Annotated in this window: 24 protein-coding genes and 1 pseudogene; 14 read left to right on the top strand and 11 right to left on the bottom strand. The window is 38.2% G+C overall.

Annotation, left to right across the window (positions count from 1 at the left end; all coding sequences use genetic code 11):
• Window positions 1-20: 20 nt before the first annotated feature.
• On the bottom strand, window positions 21-242 hold the full coding sequence (locus tag NST09_RS12140; RefSeq protein WP_224558471.1) for a hypothetical protein: 222 nt from the start codon (window positions 240-242) through the stop codon (window positions 21-23).
• A 27-nt stretch (window positions 243-269) separates the two neighbouring features.
• Window positions 270-587 (bottom strand): hypothetical protein, encoded by a 318-nt coding sequence (locus tag NST09_RS12135; RefSeq protein ID WP_048003119.1) that lies wholly within the window; start codon window positions 585-587, stop codon window positions 270-272.
• Between the two features lie 186 nt (window positions 588-773).
• Here NST09_RS12135 and NST09_RS12130 point away from each other — a divergent pair, with 186 nt between their 5' ends.
• Complete coding sequence (locus tag NST09_RS12130) at window positions 774-1,067, top strand: CotD family spore coat protein (RefSeq protein ID WP_008342559.1); 294 nt, start codon at window positions 774-776, stop codon at window positions 1,065-1,067.
• Between the two features lie 52 nt (window positions 1,068-1,119).
• On the opposite strand, the gene NST09_RS12125 is transcribed toward NST09_RS12130, so the two are convergent.
• The 5 genes from NST09_RS12125 to NST09_RS12105 all read right to left on the bottom strand — a co-directional run bounded on the left by NST09_RS12125 (window position 1,120) and on the right by NST09_RS12105 (window position 5,014).
• Complete coding sequence (locus NST09_RS12125) at window positions 1,120-1,788, bottom strand: ABC transporter ATP-binding protein (RefSeq protein WP_060781212.1); 669 nt, start codon at window positions 1,786-1,788, stop codon at window positions 1,120-1,122.
• On the bottom strand, window positions 1,781-2,326 hold the full coding sequence (locus tag NST09_RS12120; protein ID WP_045034088.1) for a hypothetical protein: 546 nt from the start codon (window positions 2,324-2,326) through the stop codon (window positions 1,781-1,783). Before NST09_RS12120 ends, NST09_RS12125 begins: the two co-directional genes overlap by 8 nt.
• A gap of 21 nt (window positions 2,327-2,347) precedes the next feature.
• A complete protein-coding gene (locus NST09_RS12115) occupies window positions 2,348-2,848 on the bottom strand; it encodes a stage II sporulation protein M (RefSeq protein ID WP_342493033.1) in 501 nt (166 codons plus the stop codon).
• 1 nt (window position 2,849) lies between these two features.
• On the bottom strand, window positions 2,850-4,388 hold the full coding sequence (locus NST09_RS12110) for a hypothetical protein (protein ID WP_234915757.1): 1,539 nt from the start codon (window positions 4,386-4,388) through the stop codon (window positions 2,850-2,852).
• 299 nt (window positions 4,389-4,687) lie between these two features.
• Entirely contained in the window at window positions 4,688-5,014 is a 327-nt protein-coding gene (locus NST09_RS12105) for an uberolysin/carnocyclin family circular bacteriocin (protein WP_017358050.1), read from the bottom strand.
• A 336-nt stretch (window positions 5,015-5,350) separates the two neighbouring features.
• Between NST09_RS12105 and NST09_RS12100 the strand changes: the two genes are divergently transcribed.
• The 12 genes from NST09_RS12100 to NST09_RS12045 all read left to right on the top strand — a co-directional run bounded on the left by NST09_RS12100 (window position 5,351) and on the right by NST09_RS12045 (window position 14,313).
• Complete coding sequence (locus tag NST09_RS12100) at window positions 5,351-5,905, top strand: GNAT family N-acetyltransferase (RefSeq protein ID WP_046344043.1); 555 nt, start codon at window positions 5,351-5,353, stop codon at window positions 5,903-5,905.
• Window positions 5,859-6,413, top strand: a complete 555-nt coding sequence (locus NST09_RS12095) for a hypothetical protein (protein WP_025207660.1) — start codon at window positions 5,859-5,861, stop codon at window positions 6,411-6,413. The genes NST09_RS12100 and NST09_RS12095 overlap by 47 nt, the downstream gene beginning before the upstream one ends.
• A gap of 155 nt (window positions 6,414-6,568) precedes the next feature.
• Window positions 6,569-7,981 carry a polysaccharide deacetylase family protein gene (locus tag NST09_RS12090; RefSeq protein ID WP_342493032.1) on the top strand — a complete coding sequence of 471 codons (1,413 nt, stop codon included), beginning with the start codon at window positions 6,569-6,571 and terminating at the stop codon, window positions 7,979-7,981.
• A 102-nt stretch (window positions 7,982-8,083) separates the two neighbouring features.
• Window positions 8,084-8,311 (top strand): hypothetical protein, encoded by a 228-nt coding sequence (locus NST09_RS12085; RefSeq protein ID WP_342493031.1) that lies wholly within the window; start codon window positions 8,084-8,086, stop codon window positions 8,309-8,311.
• 227 nt (window positions 8,312-8,538) lie between these two features.
• Complete coding sequence (locus tag NST09_RS12080) at window positions 8,539-8,967, top strand: NUDIX hydrolase (protein WP_060832447.1); 429 nt, start codon at window positions 8,539-8,541, stop codon at window positions 8,965-8,967.
• 20 nt (window positions 8,968-8,987) lie between these two features.
• Window positions 8,988-9,398 (top strand): Imm1 family immunity protein, encoded by a 411-nt coding sequence (locus tag NST09_RS12075; protein WP_342493030.1) that lies wholly within the window; start codon window positions 8,988-8,990, stop codon window positions 9,396-9,398.
• Window positions 9,399-9,428: 30 nt separating this feature from the next.
• The gene (locus NST09_RS12070; protein WP_017358042.1) at window positions 9,429-9,701 is read left to right on the top strand and encodes a DUF3986 family protein; all 273 of its coding nucleotides are present in this window, start codon (window positions 9,429-9,431) and stop codon (window positions 9,699-9,701) included.
• A 257-nt stretch (window positions 9,702-9,958) separates the two neighbouring features.
• Complete coding sequence (locus tag NST09_RS12065; protein WP_017358041.1) at window positions 9,959-10,795, top strand: transketolase; 837 nt, start codon at window positions 9,959-9,961, stop codon at window positions 10,793-10,795.
• On the top strand, window positions 10,792-11,751 hold the full coding sequence (locus NST09_RS12060) for a transketolase C-terminal domain-containing protein (RefSeq protein WP_017358040.1): 960 nt from the start codon (window positions 10,792-10,794) through the stop codon (window positions 11,749-11,751). The genes NST09_RS12065 and NST09_RS12060 overlap by 4 nt, the downstream gene beginning before the upstream one ends.
• Before the next feature lie 16 nt (window positions 11,752-11,767).
• Entirely contained in the window at window positions 11,768-12,526 is a 759-nt protein-coding gene (locus NST09_RS12055) for an SDR family NAD(P)-dependent oxidoreductase (protein ID WP_017358039.1), read from the top strand.
• Window positions 12,527-12,703: 177 nt separating this feature from the next.
• The gene (locus NST09_RS12050; RefSeq protein ID WP_056705293.1) at window positions 12,704-14,044 is read left to right on the top strand and encodes an MFS transporter; all 1,341 of its coding nucleotides are present in this window, start codon (window positions 12,704-12,706) and stop codon (window positions 14,042-14,044) included.
• A 128-nt stretch (window positions 14,045-14,172) separates the two neighbouring features.
• Window positions 14,173-14,313 (top strand): GapA-binding peptide SR1P, encoded by a 141-nt coding sequence (locus NST09_RS12045; RefSeq protein WP_017358037.1) that lies wholly within the window; start codon window positions 14,173-14,175, stop codon window positions 14,311-14,313.
• Window positions 14,314-14,423: 110 nt separating this feature from the next.
• Here the strand turns inward: NST09_RS12045 and NST09_RS12040 are convergent, their stop codons facing one another.
• From NST09_RS12040 to sigK, 4 genes and pseudogenes are all read right to left on the bottom strand, one after another.
• Entirely contained in the window at window positions 14,424-15,125 is a 702-nt protein-coding gene (locus NST09_RS12040; protein WP_135009315.1) for a FadR/GntR family transcriptional regulator, read from the bottom strand.
• Between the two features lie 230 nt (window positions 15,126-15,355).
• Window positions 15,356-15,509: pseudogene (locus NST09_RS12035) on the bottom strand (RNA polymerase subunit sigma-70); the annotation flags it as partial.
• Window positions 15,510-15,536: 27 nt separating this feature from the next.
• Window positions 15,537-16,196 (bottom strand): hypothetical protein, encoded by a 660-nt coding sequence (locus tag NST09_RS12030; RefSeq protein ID WP_160757511.1) that lies wholly within the window; start codon window positions 16,194-16,196, stop codon window positions 15,537-15,539.
• 490 nt (window positions 16,197-16,686) lie between these two features.
• Window positions 16,687-17,415 carry an RNA polymerase sporulation sigma factor SigK gene (sigK, locus tag NST09_RS12025; protein ID WP_058014952.1) on the bottom strand — a complete coding sequence of 243 codons (729 nt, stop codon included), beginning with the start codon at window positions 17,413-17,415 and terminating at the stop codon, window positions 16,687-16,689.
• A 231-nt stretch (window positions 17,416-17,646) separates the two neighbouring features.
• Between sigK and NST09_RS12020 the strand changes: the two genes are divergently transcribed.
• Complete coding sequence (locus NST09_RS12020) at window positions 17,647-18,768, top strand: tetratricopeptide repeat protein (protein WP_144739914.1); 1,122 nt, start codon at window positions 17,647-17,649, stop codon at window positions 18,766-18,768.
• Window positions 18,769-18,882: the final 114 nt, after the last annotated feature.

Raw genomic sequence — 18,882 nt, 5'->3', positions numbered from 1 at the left:
TGTGTGGATAGATGGCTTTTTTAATCAAGTATTTGTTTCAGTTCATCTGGCAGTAAATCCATTAATTGATCAGATGAGGATACGTCCAGTACTTCAAGAAGCGCATAATATTTCGCATAAATTTCACTCAGCTGATCAGGATGATTTGCTTCATATCGATTCAAGTGCAATTGCGTCAGTTCAAGTGCAATGTCCAGTTTGTTTCGTTCGATGGTTTGTGTTGTGTTGATCAAATCGTTCACCTCTAATTTTAAAGTTATTGAAAAATGTTATGGTGCAGTTCCGCAGCTGACTTTATATTCATGGTCTTCTACCTTTTTTGAATAACAGACGGAAGGCGTCATTCCCGTCTCACTTTTCCAAGCCTGCCAATACACATCATACAGCTGACCATATTGAGGGTCTACATCGTCCTTTTTTTGCAAAATAGCAAAATAGCTTTGGTAAGGGTAGCCTTCTTGATAAATGGCATGCCGTATCGCTCCTCTTTCAGTCGCATTTGTAAAAACCATAGGCGACAGCAAGGGAAGGGTGATAACTACGACGAGCAGGATGAAAAATGAAAAAAGTTTATGTCTTGTCTTCATCAATGAATGTCCTTTCCTTCACAAGAGATCATTTGTATAATATGTTAAAATTGTCCTATTGTAAAGGGTGATGAGACTACTAGATCACCAGCGGATTTTATCAAAAATAGACAAGCATCTAATCACTAATCGCGCCTCTTACATACGATAGAGTGTAAGTGAAAGACAACTTGAAGGGGTGTTGAGATGAGCCGGAATCGATTAGACAATTTTTTCTTTGGGCCTCGCAGAGGGAATCATGGAGAAGTTGAAACGGTTGTATCCCCTACACGTCAAATTGTCAACACGACAACAAATGAACAAACGATCAGAAAGATTCATCCAACTCATATCACAAACGTCAATAAAAACATCAAAAGAATTGAAAACTACTACCCTGTAACGCAATCTACTCGAAATGAGTATATTGTGGAAGAATATGACTGTGGCAGTGATATCAAGAATCCTTGCTGCCGCCCGGTCAAACGCTGTAAGTGGTAGTTTAATGGTAAAAAGAAGTGAGGCATCCTGTGATGGGATGCCTTTTGTACGTTTAACGCTCTATTTCATTTAGTTGTCCATGATCAAGCCCGAAAAAACGATTTCCTAATTCTGAATAAAGGTAGTGCTGATGGCTTGTAAATAAAACACATTGATCAGAGAATTCTTCTTTTAATAAAGAAATAGACTGCATTTGAGATGCCTCATCAAGAGATGTAAAAGGTTCATCAAGAATGATTAGTTCTGGTGATCTGGCCGCCATACAATTAAAGAAAAGCTTATATCTCATACCTAGTGAATATTGTTTGACAGGCATCTTAAGTGCATGAGTTAAATCAAATGCATCACAAAGCGAGAGAAAGGTCTTTTTGTATACCTCTTTTTCTGACTGATTCATTTTCCATAGCGACTGTATAAGATTCATATGCTCGATACCAGTCAGCGCATCATAAACCAAAGGCTTATCTGGGATGTACGCGACCAACCCTTTATAAAGAGCTGACCCAGGATGATGCTGTTCGTTGAGTAAAACCGTTTCGGATACTGAAGGAAGCAGACCTGCGATGATCTTTAAAAGTGTCGATTTACCGCTGCCGTTTTTCCCGATAATACAAGCACGATCACCTTCTTTCAGATGAAGAGATACTTGATCAAGGAGGGGTGAGCTTTCTTCAGTTGTTTCATAACGAAAAGATAGCTGAGACACTTGCAAACTAGCCATTGATAAATCCTCCAATAACAAAAACAGTGGTCACCAGCATATACAAGATGACGGTCGCAAGGGCGGCTTTTTTTGATCCTTTAGCATAATAAATGATCCCGTCATATAGGATGCGTAAAAGGTACAAGTTGATCAAAAACGAAACCGCTTGGATGAAGATAAAATAATGATCTAAATCGAGTACCATCACACAATAGATTGCTGCGCTATTCACTAATAGAAGAAACGCATTATAAAGCAAGATGACAAAATACATTTTGCGCAAAATAAACGTTTTATGAAAAAAGTACATATAAATTGAAGTCACGACAGTACCGAGAAAATTCAATATGAAATAAAGTGGGATTGTCAGTAAAAAGATAAATACAATGCTGGCTAATTGTTTTCCCGCAGATAATGGTTCCTCTACTAACAAATCAATGATGAAAAATGTTAAAAAAACAGTTGAAACAAATAAAGATAGTAAGACTAAGCCTATAACAGTTTTGGTCGATTGATGTTGGTTGAAAAATTGTTTAGGGCGTAGAAGTAGCTCCATAGAACCACATTCTCCTTTCTTCTAAGATAGATGTACATGGCTGACATATTCCTCTAAAAGAGAGGCAATCAACAAGAGCACTACAGCGGCAAAGATTAACTGAATCACAGTCCGAGTCAGCTTTCTTACATCAATGGCCTTACCTTTCATAAACCGGTAAAGATAAATAAATGGAAAAGCACTGACGATTGAAAAGAGGATCAAACCAAGAATCTCAACAAAAGCATGCGGCATGAGGCCAGTGAATAACTGCGGCACTTCATGATGGGCTATCAGAAACTGAATGAGTTTTCCGATGATATAGCCATTATAAAAAAGAATGCCAGCAGACATAATGCCGCCAGTAAAAGCCCCGATACCTAGAATGGCAAGTCCAACCTGTAAATTGTTTGAAAAAATAGAGAGAAAAAACATGTCTTTATCCTTTTTTAAATAAGGAATCTGATCATAAGGAAGGAGGCATCCAATGAGCAAAGCTGCAATAAATACACTGGCGTAAAGATAGCCGAGGCGTAGAATCAATCTATTCTCCGATAGAAAATATCTTATTTTTTTCAACATACTCAATTCCTTTATAAATGGTCTTGCGGCATAATATCCAGCAAATCACTGAAACGATCACAAAATATATAGCGAACAGCACGTTTACGAGCCCTGAGGATTGCTGCAATATAGGGAGAAAAGAGGTCAAAATCAAATAGTACATAAAAGGCAGAACAAGAAAGTTTCTGGCAAATGCCTGACCTTTATCGATGATCTCTAATTCCTCATTTGTTGTCCCTATTTCATGCTCATGAATAAAATTGAATTTCGTTGTGAATGGAAACAAGTACAGTTGGATTAAAGGAAAAATGAAAAAGCCAATCCCTAATGCCACCAGTTGAATGAGCATCTGAACATGAAACAGTTGATACACAGTCATAATAGATAGATTAATGAATAGTAAACAGAGTGCTGGTATGGAAAATAAACAATAAAATAACTGGATTTTTGATAAGAAAAACTGCAATAGAGATATTTGAGAAAGCTCGTAAAGCCAAATGTTCTTTTTTTCAGCACTTAAAGCAAAAATAGAAGGTGTCAGCATTCTCATCTCATAAGATTGATTCGCTAGTATCATAATATTGAGTGTGAATAGCAGCTGAATTTGCAAGGCTTGATGATCGATGATCGAGATCAATCCGGTAAAAACACCAATATAAAAGAAGGCTTCATATGACATGAACATATAATTAAACAATTCTTTAGATAGAAGCCACCTTTTTTCTTTCAACAGCTTGATGTCTTTTTGAATCAACACATTTTGTCTAAACAACAAACCCTGAATTTTATGCAGTACTTGAAAGTACCAATAAAATAAATCCCGAAAATGCTTTGAGCTTTGGTCTTGATCTTTTTCCGTTGGAATCCATCGAACAGGACTTCTCATGACAAGCGCACTACCTAGTATCACAACAATCAATGTAATAGGTGAATTAAAAAGGGCTTGAAATTGTAGAAAAACAGAGCCATCTGAAAATAAAGCATGATGCATTTGCTGAAGATCATGTTGATATAAAGAGATCAGCTTGTTTGAAAGAGTGATCCAAAACGAATCCTCTGCAAGCGATGAGATCGATTGAAATAGTTGCTGGAAGGTGTGATAAAAAGGGAAAATGATGTTTAATATGAGAACCCTTCCGAATAAGAAAAAAAGCAAAGCGATGCTTGCAAAAAAGAGGACACGAATGGCCCCGATTTTTTTTACGACGATGTTATAAATATAAGCACCGAATATCTTATTGCTGATGATAAATAGGAAGATACTTGTCAGCATCACATTGACATGTTTTAACCAGAATGCCAGATCGTGTGTTTGAACAATATCATATTGAAACAAAAAATAGATCAAATAAGTGCTCAAACTCGTAAACACAAGCCAAATCAATTCTGAAAACAGAAGCGTTTGAAAAAGTTGTCTAGAGGAAACAGGTGCTAGCTGTATCAATTCTTTAAAAGGAAGAAGATGAGTTCTTCTATAAGATTCAATTCCTTTGACGATAGAAAATAAAAATAAAAACATCACAAAAGCACTTTCCCATTCTATTTGATAGACGGGGGAGTAAAGAAATGAAGATATAACGAATACAATCATGCATCCGAATATGATATCAAGAATACAAGAAAAAAATATGTACTGTTTTGAAGAAAACGACTTGAGAAATGGAATTTTTCGTATAACGTACTGAGCGATATTAGAATACTGCTGCTCCAGTCTAATGGATAGAAGTAGTGATAATAAAGGATATAACATCTTCTCACCTGCACAAAAATTTAAATAGAAGGAGAACAGAGTCTCCTTCTATTGAGTCGTTAAATAAATTACCAAGCGATAACGGCTTTACGGCCTTTTTTCTTAATTTCGTTTTTAAGGTATTGACGAATTGTCTCTTTACCAGCCGCAGCAATAAGAGAAAGACCGCCTGAACCTACAGCAGTTAAAATGGAGACAATTGTAGTGACAGCTCCACCCGCTTCAACCACATTAAGAACCACAGCGGCAACACTGCCTGGAATACCAAATTCTTTTGCTAGATCAGCAACTGGCAGTACTTGTAGCGAGAAGGAAAAAAGAGCTAGCATAAGGAATCCTACTGCTAAAGCACCAAAAAGAACATGTAGTTTGATTTCATTTCTTGTTTCTGTCATATCAAATTCCTCCCTTTTTTGTCTTTTTATTACTATTCTATCTTATGATATGTTTTTGTTCATATCAATCCTTTTTTTTCTTTTTTTTCATGAATTAGTTATAGGTTAATATAAAATAAGTGAAAAGATAAGTGAGAAAAGAATCGTTTTGGATAGGAAATATCGAGTGAACATGATCAAAATGACCTTGTTTTCACAAAAACGAAAGAGAGCCTAAAAGTCTATAAGAAATGTGCTATATGTAAATGAACCAATATTCTTTGATCAAAAGCGCCTTTCAAGATAAAATTGGAAGTATCAATTCATTCTGATGGAGGCGATTTTCTGAATATTCGATTGTTAACACCAGAAGATGCTCAGGAATATGCGAACTTGAGATTAGAAGCACTCCGATTAAATCCAGAGAGTTTTGCTATGAGTTACGAGGAAGAGAAGCTAGATACGAAGAATAAATATAAGGCTCGTTTTGCCTCTACACAATCTATGTGGACATTCGGCGCCTTTCATCAAGGTCAGCTGGTCGGTTCGGTTACACTCATACAAGAAACCTTGCAGAAATTAAAGCACCGTGCCAATGTGGCAGCGATGTATGTAACGACCGGTGGACGCGGAAAAGGAATGGGGAAGGCACTTCTGACAAAAGTACTTTTTTTTGCACGCGAAAAAAAAGACATCGAACAAATATATTTAACAGTGGTCACAACAAACGACCCAGCCAAACATCTTTACAAGTCTGTTGGATTTAAGTCGTATGCGGTAGAGGAAAAAGCACTAAAAATAAATGGTGCTTATGTAGATGAGGAAAAAATGGTGCTATGTTTATCATCGTTTGGAGGGGATATAAATGAGCCAGCCAGTCATGCGCATCACGTTGATAGCCGGACCAAATAGTGAGCTGGAATCCTTTGCGCTTCGTGCAGCACTTGAAAACTTTGGCGCAAAAGTCGATATGCATTGGATAGGCAGACCGAATGACCTGATTAATGTTTTATCCGGGAGGAATAGAGGCGAAACGGATTTCATTCTTTTATCCTTTCACGGAGAAGAAGGAGCGTTTCTCATGCCGGAGTTAGGAGAAGATGTATACGAAGAGGGTGAGCCGAGAGGTGCTGCTTTTGGTGCGGATGACATAAAGCGGTATGCTTCGTTAAATGGAGTCCACATTATATGTACAGGCTGTACACTAGGCGAAAAAAAGTTGGCAGAAGCTTTTTTAGAAACAGGGGCGATATCCTATACAGCGCCCGATGACTACATTGATGGAAATGCGTCATTTATTTTTGTTCTCACCATGCTGTATGAGCTGGTGAACAACTCAAAGACAGTCAGAGCAGCTTTTGACCAGGCACGCTCTATTGATGAAGAAACAAAGTTATTCCAACTGTATATGCAAAAATAAGGGCTGAGCGATCAAGCCCTTTTTATATGTCTCTCGTAAAATATGTCGAAAATGTGACAAATGTGTTTTTTTGCAAACTAAAAAGGGGCTGTGAAAAGTCTATCCTACAAACACACGTCATCCAGACAGGACGGCATCACGAGAGGAGAATCATTGTGTCAACGAAAGGGAAGATCAGTCTCGTCCTATGTGTACTTGCGGTCGTCATCGGTATCGCTGCGTTTTATCATAATCAGCAAGCAAGCGGGACAGAGAGGAAAAAAGTAGAACAAGATGCGAGCTACAAACAAGTTGAAATAGTCACACTTGTGAATGACGGGAAATTCATGAGATATGCTGTCAACTATCCGCTGTTTCATCAAGAAAAACTAGATCAGGAGATCAAAAGATTTGCAGAGACAGCGTTAGAAAAGTTTAAAACATCATTTAGTCAAGCGAGTGATGTCAATGAAGAAAAACGATACGAATTAAACATCGATTATGAGATCATTCATTATGCCAAGCAAACCGTCGCAATCAAATTCAATACATATGAAGTGAAGGGCGGAAAGCAAGGCGTCAATCAAACGAAGGTGATGAACTTTGATTTCAAGAAACAGACATTTTTATCAATCAACGATATCTTTCTATCAAAGAAGGACAATCTTCAAAAATTATCTCATATGACTTTTGAGGAATTAAAAAAAGATCGAACGCTAGCTGAAAATCAGCCGCTGCTCAAACAGGGAACGTCTCCTGCGGCGAAGAACTATCAGTATTTTGCCATCAAGGATCGCTATATCGAATTCTACTTTCCAAGAGGACAAATCGCTCCAAATCATCAAGGCCCTCAAGTGTTAGCGATTAAGAAAACACTACTGAAAGGAATATTAAAACCTGAATATATGAAGAAAGAAATGAACAAAAACGAGAAAAAAGAACCGATTCCAACAAGAAAGATTGTGAAACTGCCGAAAACATCCACATTTCATCCGAATCAAAAAGCCATTGCACTCACATTTGATGATGGGCCCAATCCATCAACGACCTCAAAAATTTTAACAGCATTAAAAGAGAACAAAGGACATGCCACATTTTTTGTATTAGGCAGCAGGGTTCAGTATTATCCCGATATGCTAGGTGAAATTAGAAAGGGTGGAAATGAAATTGGAAACCATTCCTATAACCACCCTTTGCTCACAAGACTTCCTTTAAAACAAGCGGTCAAACAAGTAGAAGACACGCAGCAAATCATTGAAAAAGCGAGCGGGTTCACACCGACTCATTTTAGACCACCATATGGCGGGACAAACGGGCAAATCAACGAAGCTCTTCACATGAAAGTGACCCTTTGGGATGTGGATCCTGAAGACTGGAAATATCGAAACAGCCAATACGTCGCGGACTACATTCTAACTCATGCATCTAGCGGTGAAACGGTCTTAATGCACGACATCTATGACACCTCAGCCAACGCAGCCGTCACGATTATCAAAGAACTCACCAAACAAGGATATCAATTATTGACGGTATCTGAGCTTGAGCAGTGGAAGGAAGCGCGTGAGAAGAGAAATGAGCCGAATAGGTAATACCCCTTTTGGTGTGAATCTTAGTGGATTCGCATCTTTTTTTAAGCATGTCATGAAAATAAAGGGAAAATCTGTTAAGGTGAATATGAAGGGGGACTTCAAGTGGTATTGATAAGGTTTATTAGCCTCATTATGCTGACAGTAGTTAGTTTGGCTTTTGTCATAAACAATGTACCTGGTTTGATGCTGCCTATCTATATTCTCGCGATGATCGGGCTTATGTTCTGTCTCGGTCATATTGCGCTCCATTATCTACAGCGGATCAGATATATGTTATGTGATGAGAAACAATTGAAAGAGAATCAAATAAACAAACCTCCCGCTAAATGAAGGAGGTTTTTTACTTGTCGTTTTTCAATGATTTTCTCGTTTGACTCCTTGAATTGTCTCAAAAGAGAGACGATGTTCCTCGTAAATCTGATTTGGACAATCAGCAAGAGCATAATGATCCACGAGCTAAGCCTTCCAATCTTTCGTAACAAGGATACAGTATAATGAGAAAAGATTGATATGAACAGCTCGTTTTATATTTTCGACAATGGGTGAGGAGGATTCAGTTGAAGAGAGTAGACGTGGTGTCAGCTTTGATTTATGACATGGATGAACATATTCTCATGGTGAAAAATGTGAAAGGTTATTGGGAGTTTCCCGGTGGTGCAGTGGAAAAAGGAGAACATCTGCAGCCAGCTGTGATCCGTGAGGTGAGAGAAGAAACAGGATATGTGATTAAAGTAAATGAACTTCATTCTGTTAGAGAAATACTTTTTCAAGATAACATGCATCATGCACTTATTTTTACGTTTTTTGCGGAAATCATCGGGGGAGAGATGAATATTCTAGATCCTGATCATGATATTGAAGAAGTAAAATGGGTAAGCACCCAAGATGCTGAAAAATTAAATCCACAGTTATTCAGCATGTTAAAATTAAATAAACAGACGCGTGCATTTTACACATTTGAAGGAAAGAGAACAAGGGATCAATAAATGAACAAGGAGAGAATGGAATGTTTTTGTATTATGGACCAACCGGTGCTCCAGTGGAAAATCCGGGAGAAGAATGGATGAAAGAAATCTTCTTCCATAAGGATGAAGACTATTGGAAACAAGGGAATGGAGAATCTTCTATTGAAGTGGATGAAGATTGGGAAACGGAAAGTCTTGTTTTCTTTTATCATGAACCTTATGGCTTTTTTCTTATGAGATATCCAGATTTTTTGGTTCCTTTTAAAAAAGTAGAGAAGATAGAAACAATCAAGCATGTCGTTGCAGGCGCACCATTGTATGTACCTTCATGCAGCTACGTCGATCGACATCAAGCTTATGAAATCGTTCAACATTTTCTAAAAACAAAATCGATACCTGATAGTGTTGAATGGGTGGAGTTGAGGACGATTGAATTTCAGCAAGATCTATAAATTCTTACGGGGAACGAGAAGGAGAATAAAATGTGTCGTTTAGATGATACCATGCATGTACATGTTGGCTATTACGAACAGGGTCTTGATGTTGAAGGAGTGTTTTTTAAGAGTTTAGAAACAGGAAAGTGGCAATTATTCTTTGATCATACATGGTATGGGATAACGCTTTTAAAGCATTATGAAAAATATGAAGATTTAGGGCTGTTGATTGGCGAGTATTCTATTGAAGATGACAAAATTGAAGGTGAAGGAAATCAGCTGTTTGAGCGTTTTTTAAAAGAAAACGGGGTAGTGAGATAAATACAGAATGTGAAACATCACTCAATGAAAATGACGAGTGATGTTTTTTATGTTGGATACTGATTTTATAAAATTTTGCTCTATGTAATCTAAAGAGCATCTAATACAAATCTGCATTGATTGTTTAAAAATTCAAAAAATAGATAGACAAATGCTTGCAAGAATTGTATAGTGTTCTCATAAATCACTTGTCATACAAGTGAACAAGTAACTAAGAATATAAGATTGGATTTCAAATAATAAAATGAGGTGATCCAGTGAAAGATGTAAGTTTGGCGAATTTAAAAGCAAAAGCGATTGAACTTAGACAAACGGCGATTACGATGATTTATGAAGCGCAATCGGGGCATCCTGGCGGCTCTTTATCAGCTGCTGATATCATCACGGCCCTTTATTTCAAAGAGATGAATATCGATCCCCAAAATCCTAACTGGGAAGATCGAGATCGTTTTGTTTTATCGAAAGGCCATGTTGCACCTATTCAATATGCTGCCTTAGCGCTAAAAGGTTATGTCCCTTTTGAAAACGTATACAAATTGAGACAGTACGGTTCACCGTTCCAAGGTCATCCTGATATGAAGAAATGCCCTGGAATTGATATTTCAACAGGTTCATTAGGCCAAGGACTTTCTTGTGGGGTTGGTATGGCGCTTGCGGGTAAACGGGATGAAAAAGATTATCGGGTATTTGCGATGGTAGGCGATGGCGAATGTCAAGAAGGACAAATTTGGGAAGCGGTTCAAACCGCAGTCAAATATCGTCTTGATAATTTAATTGTTTTTGTTGACAATAACCGTCTGCAAATTGATGGTTTCTGCGAGGAAATCATGCCGCTGCAAGACATAGAAATGAAGTTTGAAGTATTCGGGTTTGAAACAAAGCGAATTGACGGACATTCGATGGAAGAGATAGTCGAAACATTGAATCAAGTGAAAAACATGAAAAATGGAAAGCCGAAATGTATTGTAGCAGACACGATTAAAGGCAAAGGCGTTTCCTACATGGAAAATATCTGCTCATGGCACGGTGTTGCGCCAAATGAGAAAGAGTATGAACAGGCATTAGAAGAATTAGCAGGAGGTTTGAGATCATGAGCCAAACTGAAAAAGCGGTCATTAAGAAAAAAGCGACACGTGAAGCCTTCGGTGATGAAATTGTTAAGTTAGGAAAAGAGAATCAACATATTTACGTGATTGATATTGATATCGGCAAATCATGCAAAACAGGAGAATTCATTAAGCAGCTTCCCAATCAGCATGTGAACGTTGGAATTGCCGAACAAAATGGTGCCGGGCTGGCAGCTGGTCTTGCGACAACTGGAAAAATTCCATTTGTAAGCACTTACGCAGTTTTTGGCTCGCTGCGCATGGCAGAGCAAATCCGTCAAGAAATATGCTATCCGAATTTGAATGTAAAGATTGCCTGCTCGCACGGAGGATTGACACCGGGAAATGACGGTGGAAGTCATCAAGCGATAGAAGATATGGGCGTTTTAAGAACATTTCCCAACATGACGGTCATCATGGGCTCTGATTACTATTCGACGAGAAAATTGATCAAAGAGGCAGCGAATACGTATGGCCCTATGTATTTGCGCTTTACCCGAGATGCTGTGCCGATGATTTATGATGAACATGAGGAGTTTGTGATTGGAAAAGCCAAAAAATTAAGGTCTGGCAAAGATATTGCGATCATTGCAAATGGTGATACAGTATACCTTGCTTTGGAAGCGGTTAAAAAACTAGAAGAACAAGGGATTGAAGCATCACTTTTAGATATGCATACGATCAAACCTCTAGATCGAGAGGCGGTTGTGGAGTGTCTCGATATTGGACGTATGATCACTGTAGAGGATCATAACATTTTGAACGGATTAGGCAGTGCTGTATGTGAAGTAGCAGCAGAAGAAGGTCGAGGAAAAGTCAAACGGATCGGAGTGCAAGACCGTTTTGGAGAATCTGCACCTTACGAAAAACTTTTAGAAATAAATGGAATAACAATCGAAAACATCATAAATACAGCAAAAGACATGCTGAACAATCACATTTGAAAGTAGGTTATTTACAATGTTTACATTAAACAATCAAGTAGCTATTGTAACAGGGAGCGGTTCTGAAAAAGGAATTGGCCGAACAATCGCTCTAACACTTGCTAAACAGGGTGCTGCTGTCGTGGTAGCAGATATCAATGAAGAAGGGATTCGCTTCACAGTAGAAGCCATTCAAAAAGCCGGAGGAAAAGCGTTAGGTGTAGTAGTAAATGTAACAAATAAGGAATCAATTGATCAAATGGTGGCTGTAACGCTTGAGGCGTTTGGCCGCATTGACATATTGGTGAATAATGCAGGTATTTCTCAAAAAGTAACCGTTCAGAACATGACACTTGAAGATATGACAAGAGTATTTAATGTAAATATGTTTGGTTTGTTCTTGTGTACACAAGCCGTGCTAGAACCAATGATCAAGCAGCAATATGGGCGTATTATCAACCTGTCTTCTGTATCGGCTAAAAGGGGAGGAGGCGTATTTGGAGGAGCACATTACTCAGCTTCCAAAGCAGCAGTATTAGGTTTTTCTAAAAACCTTGCCCGTGAAGTAGGGAAAGATGGTATCACAGTGAATTGTGTGACACCAGGCCTTGTGAATACGGATATTTGGAAGTCACTTCCTATCGATGAAGCCGAAAAAGTAATTGATAATATACCACTTGGCCGACCAGGTGAAACGAAAGAAATCGCAGCCGCTATTACATTTTTGGCTACTAAAGAAGCATCCTACATTACAGGAGAAGAAATCGATATCAATGGTGGTTCACATATGGACTAGTAGAAAGAAATGGAGCAGGCACATGAACATGCCTGACTCTATTTTAAATAAAAAGGAAGTAGAGTCACAGTCAAAATGATCGATGAAATGATATTTTGTAAGCGCTTAATAAAAATGTGTCATGCCATTTAGATATCTTCACGCAGTTGGACAAAGCAACTTGAAGGGGGAATCATGTTGAATCAACAAGCATTAGAAAAGTCGACGACTCGTAAAGTTACACTTCGCCTTATCCCATTTTTATCCTTATGTTTTGTTATCGCTATTTTAGATCGTGTGAATATTGGATTTGCTGCTCTTCAAATGAATGAAGATTTGGGATTTTCAAATGCTGTATTTGGACTTGGGGCTGGAATATTCTTTTTAGGGTATTTTTTATTAGAAGTTCCGGGAAGTGCCATTATGGCAAAGATCGGTGCGAGTAAATGGATCAGCCGAATTATGGTGACATGGGCAATTATTGCGATTTTCATGGCTTTTGTTCAAGAACCATGGCAGTTTTATACAGCACGTTTCTTATTGGGTGCGGCAGAAGCTAGCTTTTATCCATGTATGGTGTTTTATTTGAGCGGTTTTTATCAAACCAAACATCATGCCAAAGCCATTGCTGGATTTATGCTGGCGATTCCGGGAGCGAATGCCCTAGGTGCACCACTTTCTACATTTCTATTAGGTGTTGATTGGCTGGATATGTCTGGATGGCAGTGGCTGTTTATTTTAGAAGCGATTCCAGCACTCATTCTTGGAGTAATTGCATTCTTTTATTTGGATGACAAACTTGAAGATGTAAAATGGCTGAATCAAGATGAAAAAGAGTGGCTAATTCATGTCACAACAAAAGAAAAGCTTGAAAAAGAACAGGTCAAGCGATATACATTCACTCAAGCTTTAAAAGATCGAGATGTACTCATTTTATCGGCAGGCTATTTCTGCTGGATGGTTGGGTTTTACGGCATCAATATGTTTTTGCCGACAATCTCTAAAGGATTATCTGACACCATTTCCTTAAGTACGCAGGGAATGGGCTGGCTGTTAGGTTTCATGTATACCGTCGCTATCATTGTAATGGTGCTGGTCGGGAATCATTCTGACAAGAAAAACGAGAGGCGATGGCATGTATCTGCCTGCTTAACTGTCAGTGCGATGGCCATGATCATTAGCAGTTATATAGCAAATTCCAGTGTGATCTTATCCTTTGTGTTTTTAACCATTGCCTTGTGCGGAGCCTTTGGTGCTTATTCTCCATTTTGGGCCATTCCCCCTTCTTTTCTAACAGGAGCAGCCGCCGGTGGAGCGATCGCACTAATCAACAGTATTGGCAATCTTGGCGGTTTCTTTGGGCCATATATAGTCGGGTACATTAAGGATGTCACAGGTTCTTTTCACATCAGTATGATTTTTTTAGGTATTAGTATGATACTGGCTTCTTTTATTATTGTGTTTTTAGTTAAACAGTCAGGAAAAGCACTAGTTGTAAAAGCAAGTACAGAAAAATCCAGTATAGAAAAGTCTATTTAAACGAGGGTCATAAAAAAACTATGATGGAAGTAGTAAGGGGAAATATTGTGGTGATTTAGCTGTCAGGAGAAGTTCTGAAAGAAAACGAGACAATACATGAGGATAAAACGATTGGAGCTGAAATTTTCATGGAAAAAGAGACAAATGTACCACAAAATACGATCGTTTGCCGGGAATGTGGAGAAATCATTGACATCGCTTATGGCTCTGAAGGGGTTAAAGTCTTATACGGAATATGCGAAGGGTGCCGAGCATCGGAAAATAAATGAACTTAAAAAGACAAAGACGCATAACAGCAAGGCTTCTACTTGTTGTATGCGTCTTATTTTTCGATTAAATAAAAAGAAGCTTCTCATATCGTATTTGGAAGTGGAAGATCCTAGCTTTTCCAATATCGATCATATAGGTTTTGCATGTGGGCAGTCATACGTTTCACAGCTTCTGTTGCGTTCCGTTCTTCGAGTGCTTCTATAATCAGTTTATGCTCCTGAAAGTTGACCTCACGATAGTCAGAACGGGTAACGGTTCGATCACGTATAAACCTCCACATTTCCTGCTGCTTCATAGCGTTCGTAATGGAAGACATAAAGGTAATGAATAAATCATTATGTGACGCTTTTGCAATTCCCATATGTAGCTGCTCGTCAGTTGCCGGGACGTATACACCTGAATGTGTTTCTTCTTCCATCTTTTTGATGGTTTGTTTCAGTTCTAAAATATCTTCGTCAGTCGCTCTCAAAGCCGCAAAATGAATAATTAAAGGCTCGATATGCATTCTAGCTTCCACGATATCCTCAGGTGATGCTGATTTCATAGAGATAGACCCTTCATTGTGTATGGTCGTACTCTTAACGAAAACACCTTCTCCTTGACGTGAATAAATAATGCCATTCATTTCCAGTGCACTGAGGGCTTGTCTAACAGGTGCGCGGCTGACACCAAATTGTTCGCATAATTCCCTTTCTGAAGGAAGTTTATCTCCTATTTGAAAAGAGCCTAACTGTATTTCAGAAAGGATCTGATTATAAATTTGTATGTATAATTTTTTATTGGAAACAGGATTGAATGTAATAGAAATCACCCCTCTTTATTTGTCATACAAGTATATTAATTATATACTTTTCAGATTTGAAGGGCAAAAAAATATACAAAAACCATATTTAAAATTAAAAGATAATCCATAAATGGTAAGAGCCTAAACAAATAAAAACAGACCTTATAAGGCCTGTTCTGTTGCAAAATGTTTTCTATTAAAATTCCCTGCTCATTTCGCCTTCTCTTTCTTTAACTTCAAACCGGACCGGTCATGTAGAGCTGAATGGTATCAGTCACATCTTCATTTTCAGATGTTAAGAAGGCAATTAATGAAATTTCGTTGCCTTCTTTATCCTGACCGATGGGGTCATGCAGAGAGACGTCTTTTTTTGTTTTTTTTAAGTGAGCGTAAATGCATGAGGATTTCATTATTAAAGTCAAAAGGGGGGTGCAGAATTTAAAAATCGAATTTCACTTTTGCCCCATCATGCAATAATTCAGGTTCGTCATTTAGAAATACATCTCCTAAGTGAAGTGTGATTGAGCTCAAATCTGAAACATCATCTACAAGTAAAGGAACTACAACCATACCTTCATTTTCGACTTTACCATAAAAAGAACCAACACCTTTATCCGTATACAAATTAGACTCATTGACTTCAATTTGTTTTTTTGTATTAGTGGTAATAACTTTAACACCAGAAAACAAAACATCTTTATCGGAAGTGTTTTCAGTCGTGTAAGTGATTTGTATTCTATGATATTTATCTTTTTCATATTGATTATCAGAAAGAAGCTCTTTATCGTCTTCACCTAAATTACTGTATTCAAAAACTTTAATATCTTGTATTTTCATCTTAATAGGACTTAAATCTATTTCTTTTTGTTTGTTGTTTATCTTTTTTAAAGTCAGTGTTGACCCATTTTTATCTTTCTTCCACTCCCCAATCTTTGATAAGCGTCCTGACGTTGGTTTATCCTCTTTTTGTGCTGATTCTTTTGAAGCCTCTTTGCTCGTTTCTTCTTTTTTTGCTGGATCAGTTGAACTGTTAGTGTTACCGCAAGCAGTTAGAACTGCCATAAAGCATAAGAATAAAATTAGTTTAGCTTTTTTCATTAGTCTGCACCCTTCTATATACACATTTTAGTAATACAGGAAACATTATAATATAAAAAATATTAAATTGATGATTTTCGACAAAATAAGACAAAATAATTCATGACTTATAGCATGGGTTTAAAGTCACGAAACGTTCGGTGGTGAATTCGTATGTAACATTAAAAAGTGCTGATATTTCATTTGTGAAATTATTATAAGTCTGAATAGCTATTATTTTTCTAAACATAAAAGTTGAAATACAAAACTTATATGCAATCCGTTTGTCCTTCATTTTCCACAATTCTCTAAACAGTGGGGTGTAATCAGTTGATTTCCTTCATGTCTAAGTGCATGACCCAAAATTCATCACCAAAATCTTGCCATTGTTCTTGAGGGCTAAGGCGGCAGCTATTATCAAAAGAAATGCAGCGAGACAGTAGCTTAGTGCCGAAATAAAAAACAGACCTAATAAGGTCTGTTTTTGTTAGAAGTTAGGGGAAGTTCATTTTCACTTCCCCTTCTCCCGCTTCCGTTTCTCCTTCTCCGCCCGGTAAAACTCATGAAACATCTTCATCAGCGCGCGTTTCTCTATCCGAGATACATAACTCCTTGATATGCCGAGCTCCTTGGCTATTTCCCGCTGCGTTTTCTCTTTCTTTAAGTCCAAACCGAATCGGCCGACGATGACTTCTTTTTCCCGGCCGTCGAGAATGTCGATATATTCTTTTACTTTTTCAAGCTCCATGTTGAGCTGAATGGTATCGATCACGTCTTCATTTTCTGATTTTAAGACGTCAATTAATGAAATTTCATTTCCTTCTTTATCCTGACCGATGGGGTCATGCAAAGAGACGTCCTTTTTTGTTTTTTTGAGTGCGCGTAAATGCATAAGGATTTCGTTCTCGATACACCGCGCCGCATAAGTTGCCAGCTTTGTTCCTTTTCCAGAGGAATAGCTTTCGATGGCTTTAATGAGTCCGATCGTCCCGATGGAGATGAGGTCTTCAGCGTCTTCCCCGGTATTTTCAAATTTCTTGACAATATGGGCGACGAGCCGAAGGTTATGTTCAATCAGCATGTTTCTTGCGTGTTCATCGCCCTCTGCCATGAGGGCTAAGTATTTTTTCTCATCATCTCCCGAAAGGGGTTGTGGAAAGGCATTGTTTTTGACATAGGACACTAAAAACACCAATTCTTTGACCATCAATCCCATCGCTGTAAATACTCCTGCCACGATTTTCACCTCCACCATGTTTAGGCCGCTGCCTATATCCTCAAATGTATGTGAAGGAAGGATTGTCTGTGTCTGTACGATGAAAAAATCATCTTATTTGAAAGAAACGTGCTTCTGTGCGTATGTTTTTGCTGCACCTCTCATATGTTTGCGGTTTCTTTGCGGTGCTTGGCGGTCTAGAAGCGTGCTAAAATATGTAATATTAGACCGAAAAGGAAGGGGTTTTTTCGGAACATGGGGAAGGTTCTTTCTTCACATGTCGGTATGAAAATTAATGAATGGTATCGAATGATACGGCAGTTCAGTGTTCCAGATGCGGAAATCTTGAAAGCAGAAGTAGAAGCGGAAATTGAACGTATGGAAGAGGACCAGCATTTACTGATTTATTATCAGCTCATGTGTTTTCGGCACCAAATTATGCTCGACTATATACACCCTTCAAAATATCAACCTTTCTCAGTATCTAACCTTGTCGATAAAATCGAAAATTCCAATCATGAGTTATCTGATATGCTGCATTATTACCATGCATTTTTTCGTGGCATGCATGAGTTTAGTCAAAAAGAATATTTGGAGGCCGTCAAATATTATCGCATGGCAGAAAAACAGCTGTCTATGGTATTTGATGATATTGAGCAGGCCGAGTTTCATTTTAAAGTAGCAGAAGCCTACTATATAATGAAACAAACGCATGTCTCCATGCACCATATTTTAAAAGCGCTTGAAATATACGATCAGCATGATGCGTATTCCATTCGCATTATTCAGTGCCTCTTTGTCATCTCGGGAAATTATCAAGATTTAAAACGTAAAGATCGAGCACTGCCTCACTTGAAAAAGGCGAAACAACTCGCATCCGAAATTGATCACCCGCGCATTTATAGCTCAGCACTCTATAATTTAGGGAAATGTTACGGGGAGTTAGGTTATCGAGAAGAAGCAGAACGATATTTAACCAAATCGGCTGACCTCGCCAAAAAAGAGCTGCTTCCCACGCTGCCTCATACACTTTATACACTGGCCAAGCTGCTTTTTAGACAAAATGAGCAGACTGAAGCAAGGCGCATATTAGAGGATGGGAAATTGGCCGCAAAGAAGCATGAAGACCAGCTGTTCTGTCATATGTTTGAGTATCTGGATGCTTTATATGTTCAGGAAATCAATGAAGAACAACTGCAAAAAACCATTGATTATTTGGAAAAACTTAGCCTATACTCTTATATAGAGGATATCTCACTAGAAATTGCGACAGCCTTAGAAACCTCTCAACAATACCAGAAATCCAACCAGTATTATCAAAAATTGCTATGGGCTCAAAATCAAATCCAAGAAGGAGAGTGTCTGTATGAATTCTAAGCAACGTTCGACAGTTGAAGAGAGAAACCAAACGTGAGACAAAAAGCGGGCCTAATGGGCCGGCTTTTTTTATGTGAAAAAGAAGCGTAGACGATCACGAAACTTGAATGAATT

This window comes from Bacillus sp. FSL W7-1346, assembly GCF_038593335.1.
Taxonomy (GTDB): Bacteria; Bacillota; Bacilli; order Bacillales; family Bacillaceae; genus Bacillus; species Bacillus altitudinis.
Note: the sequence above shows the minus strand (reverse complement) of the source record. Positions and strands in the feature narration are given on the sequence as shown.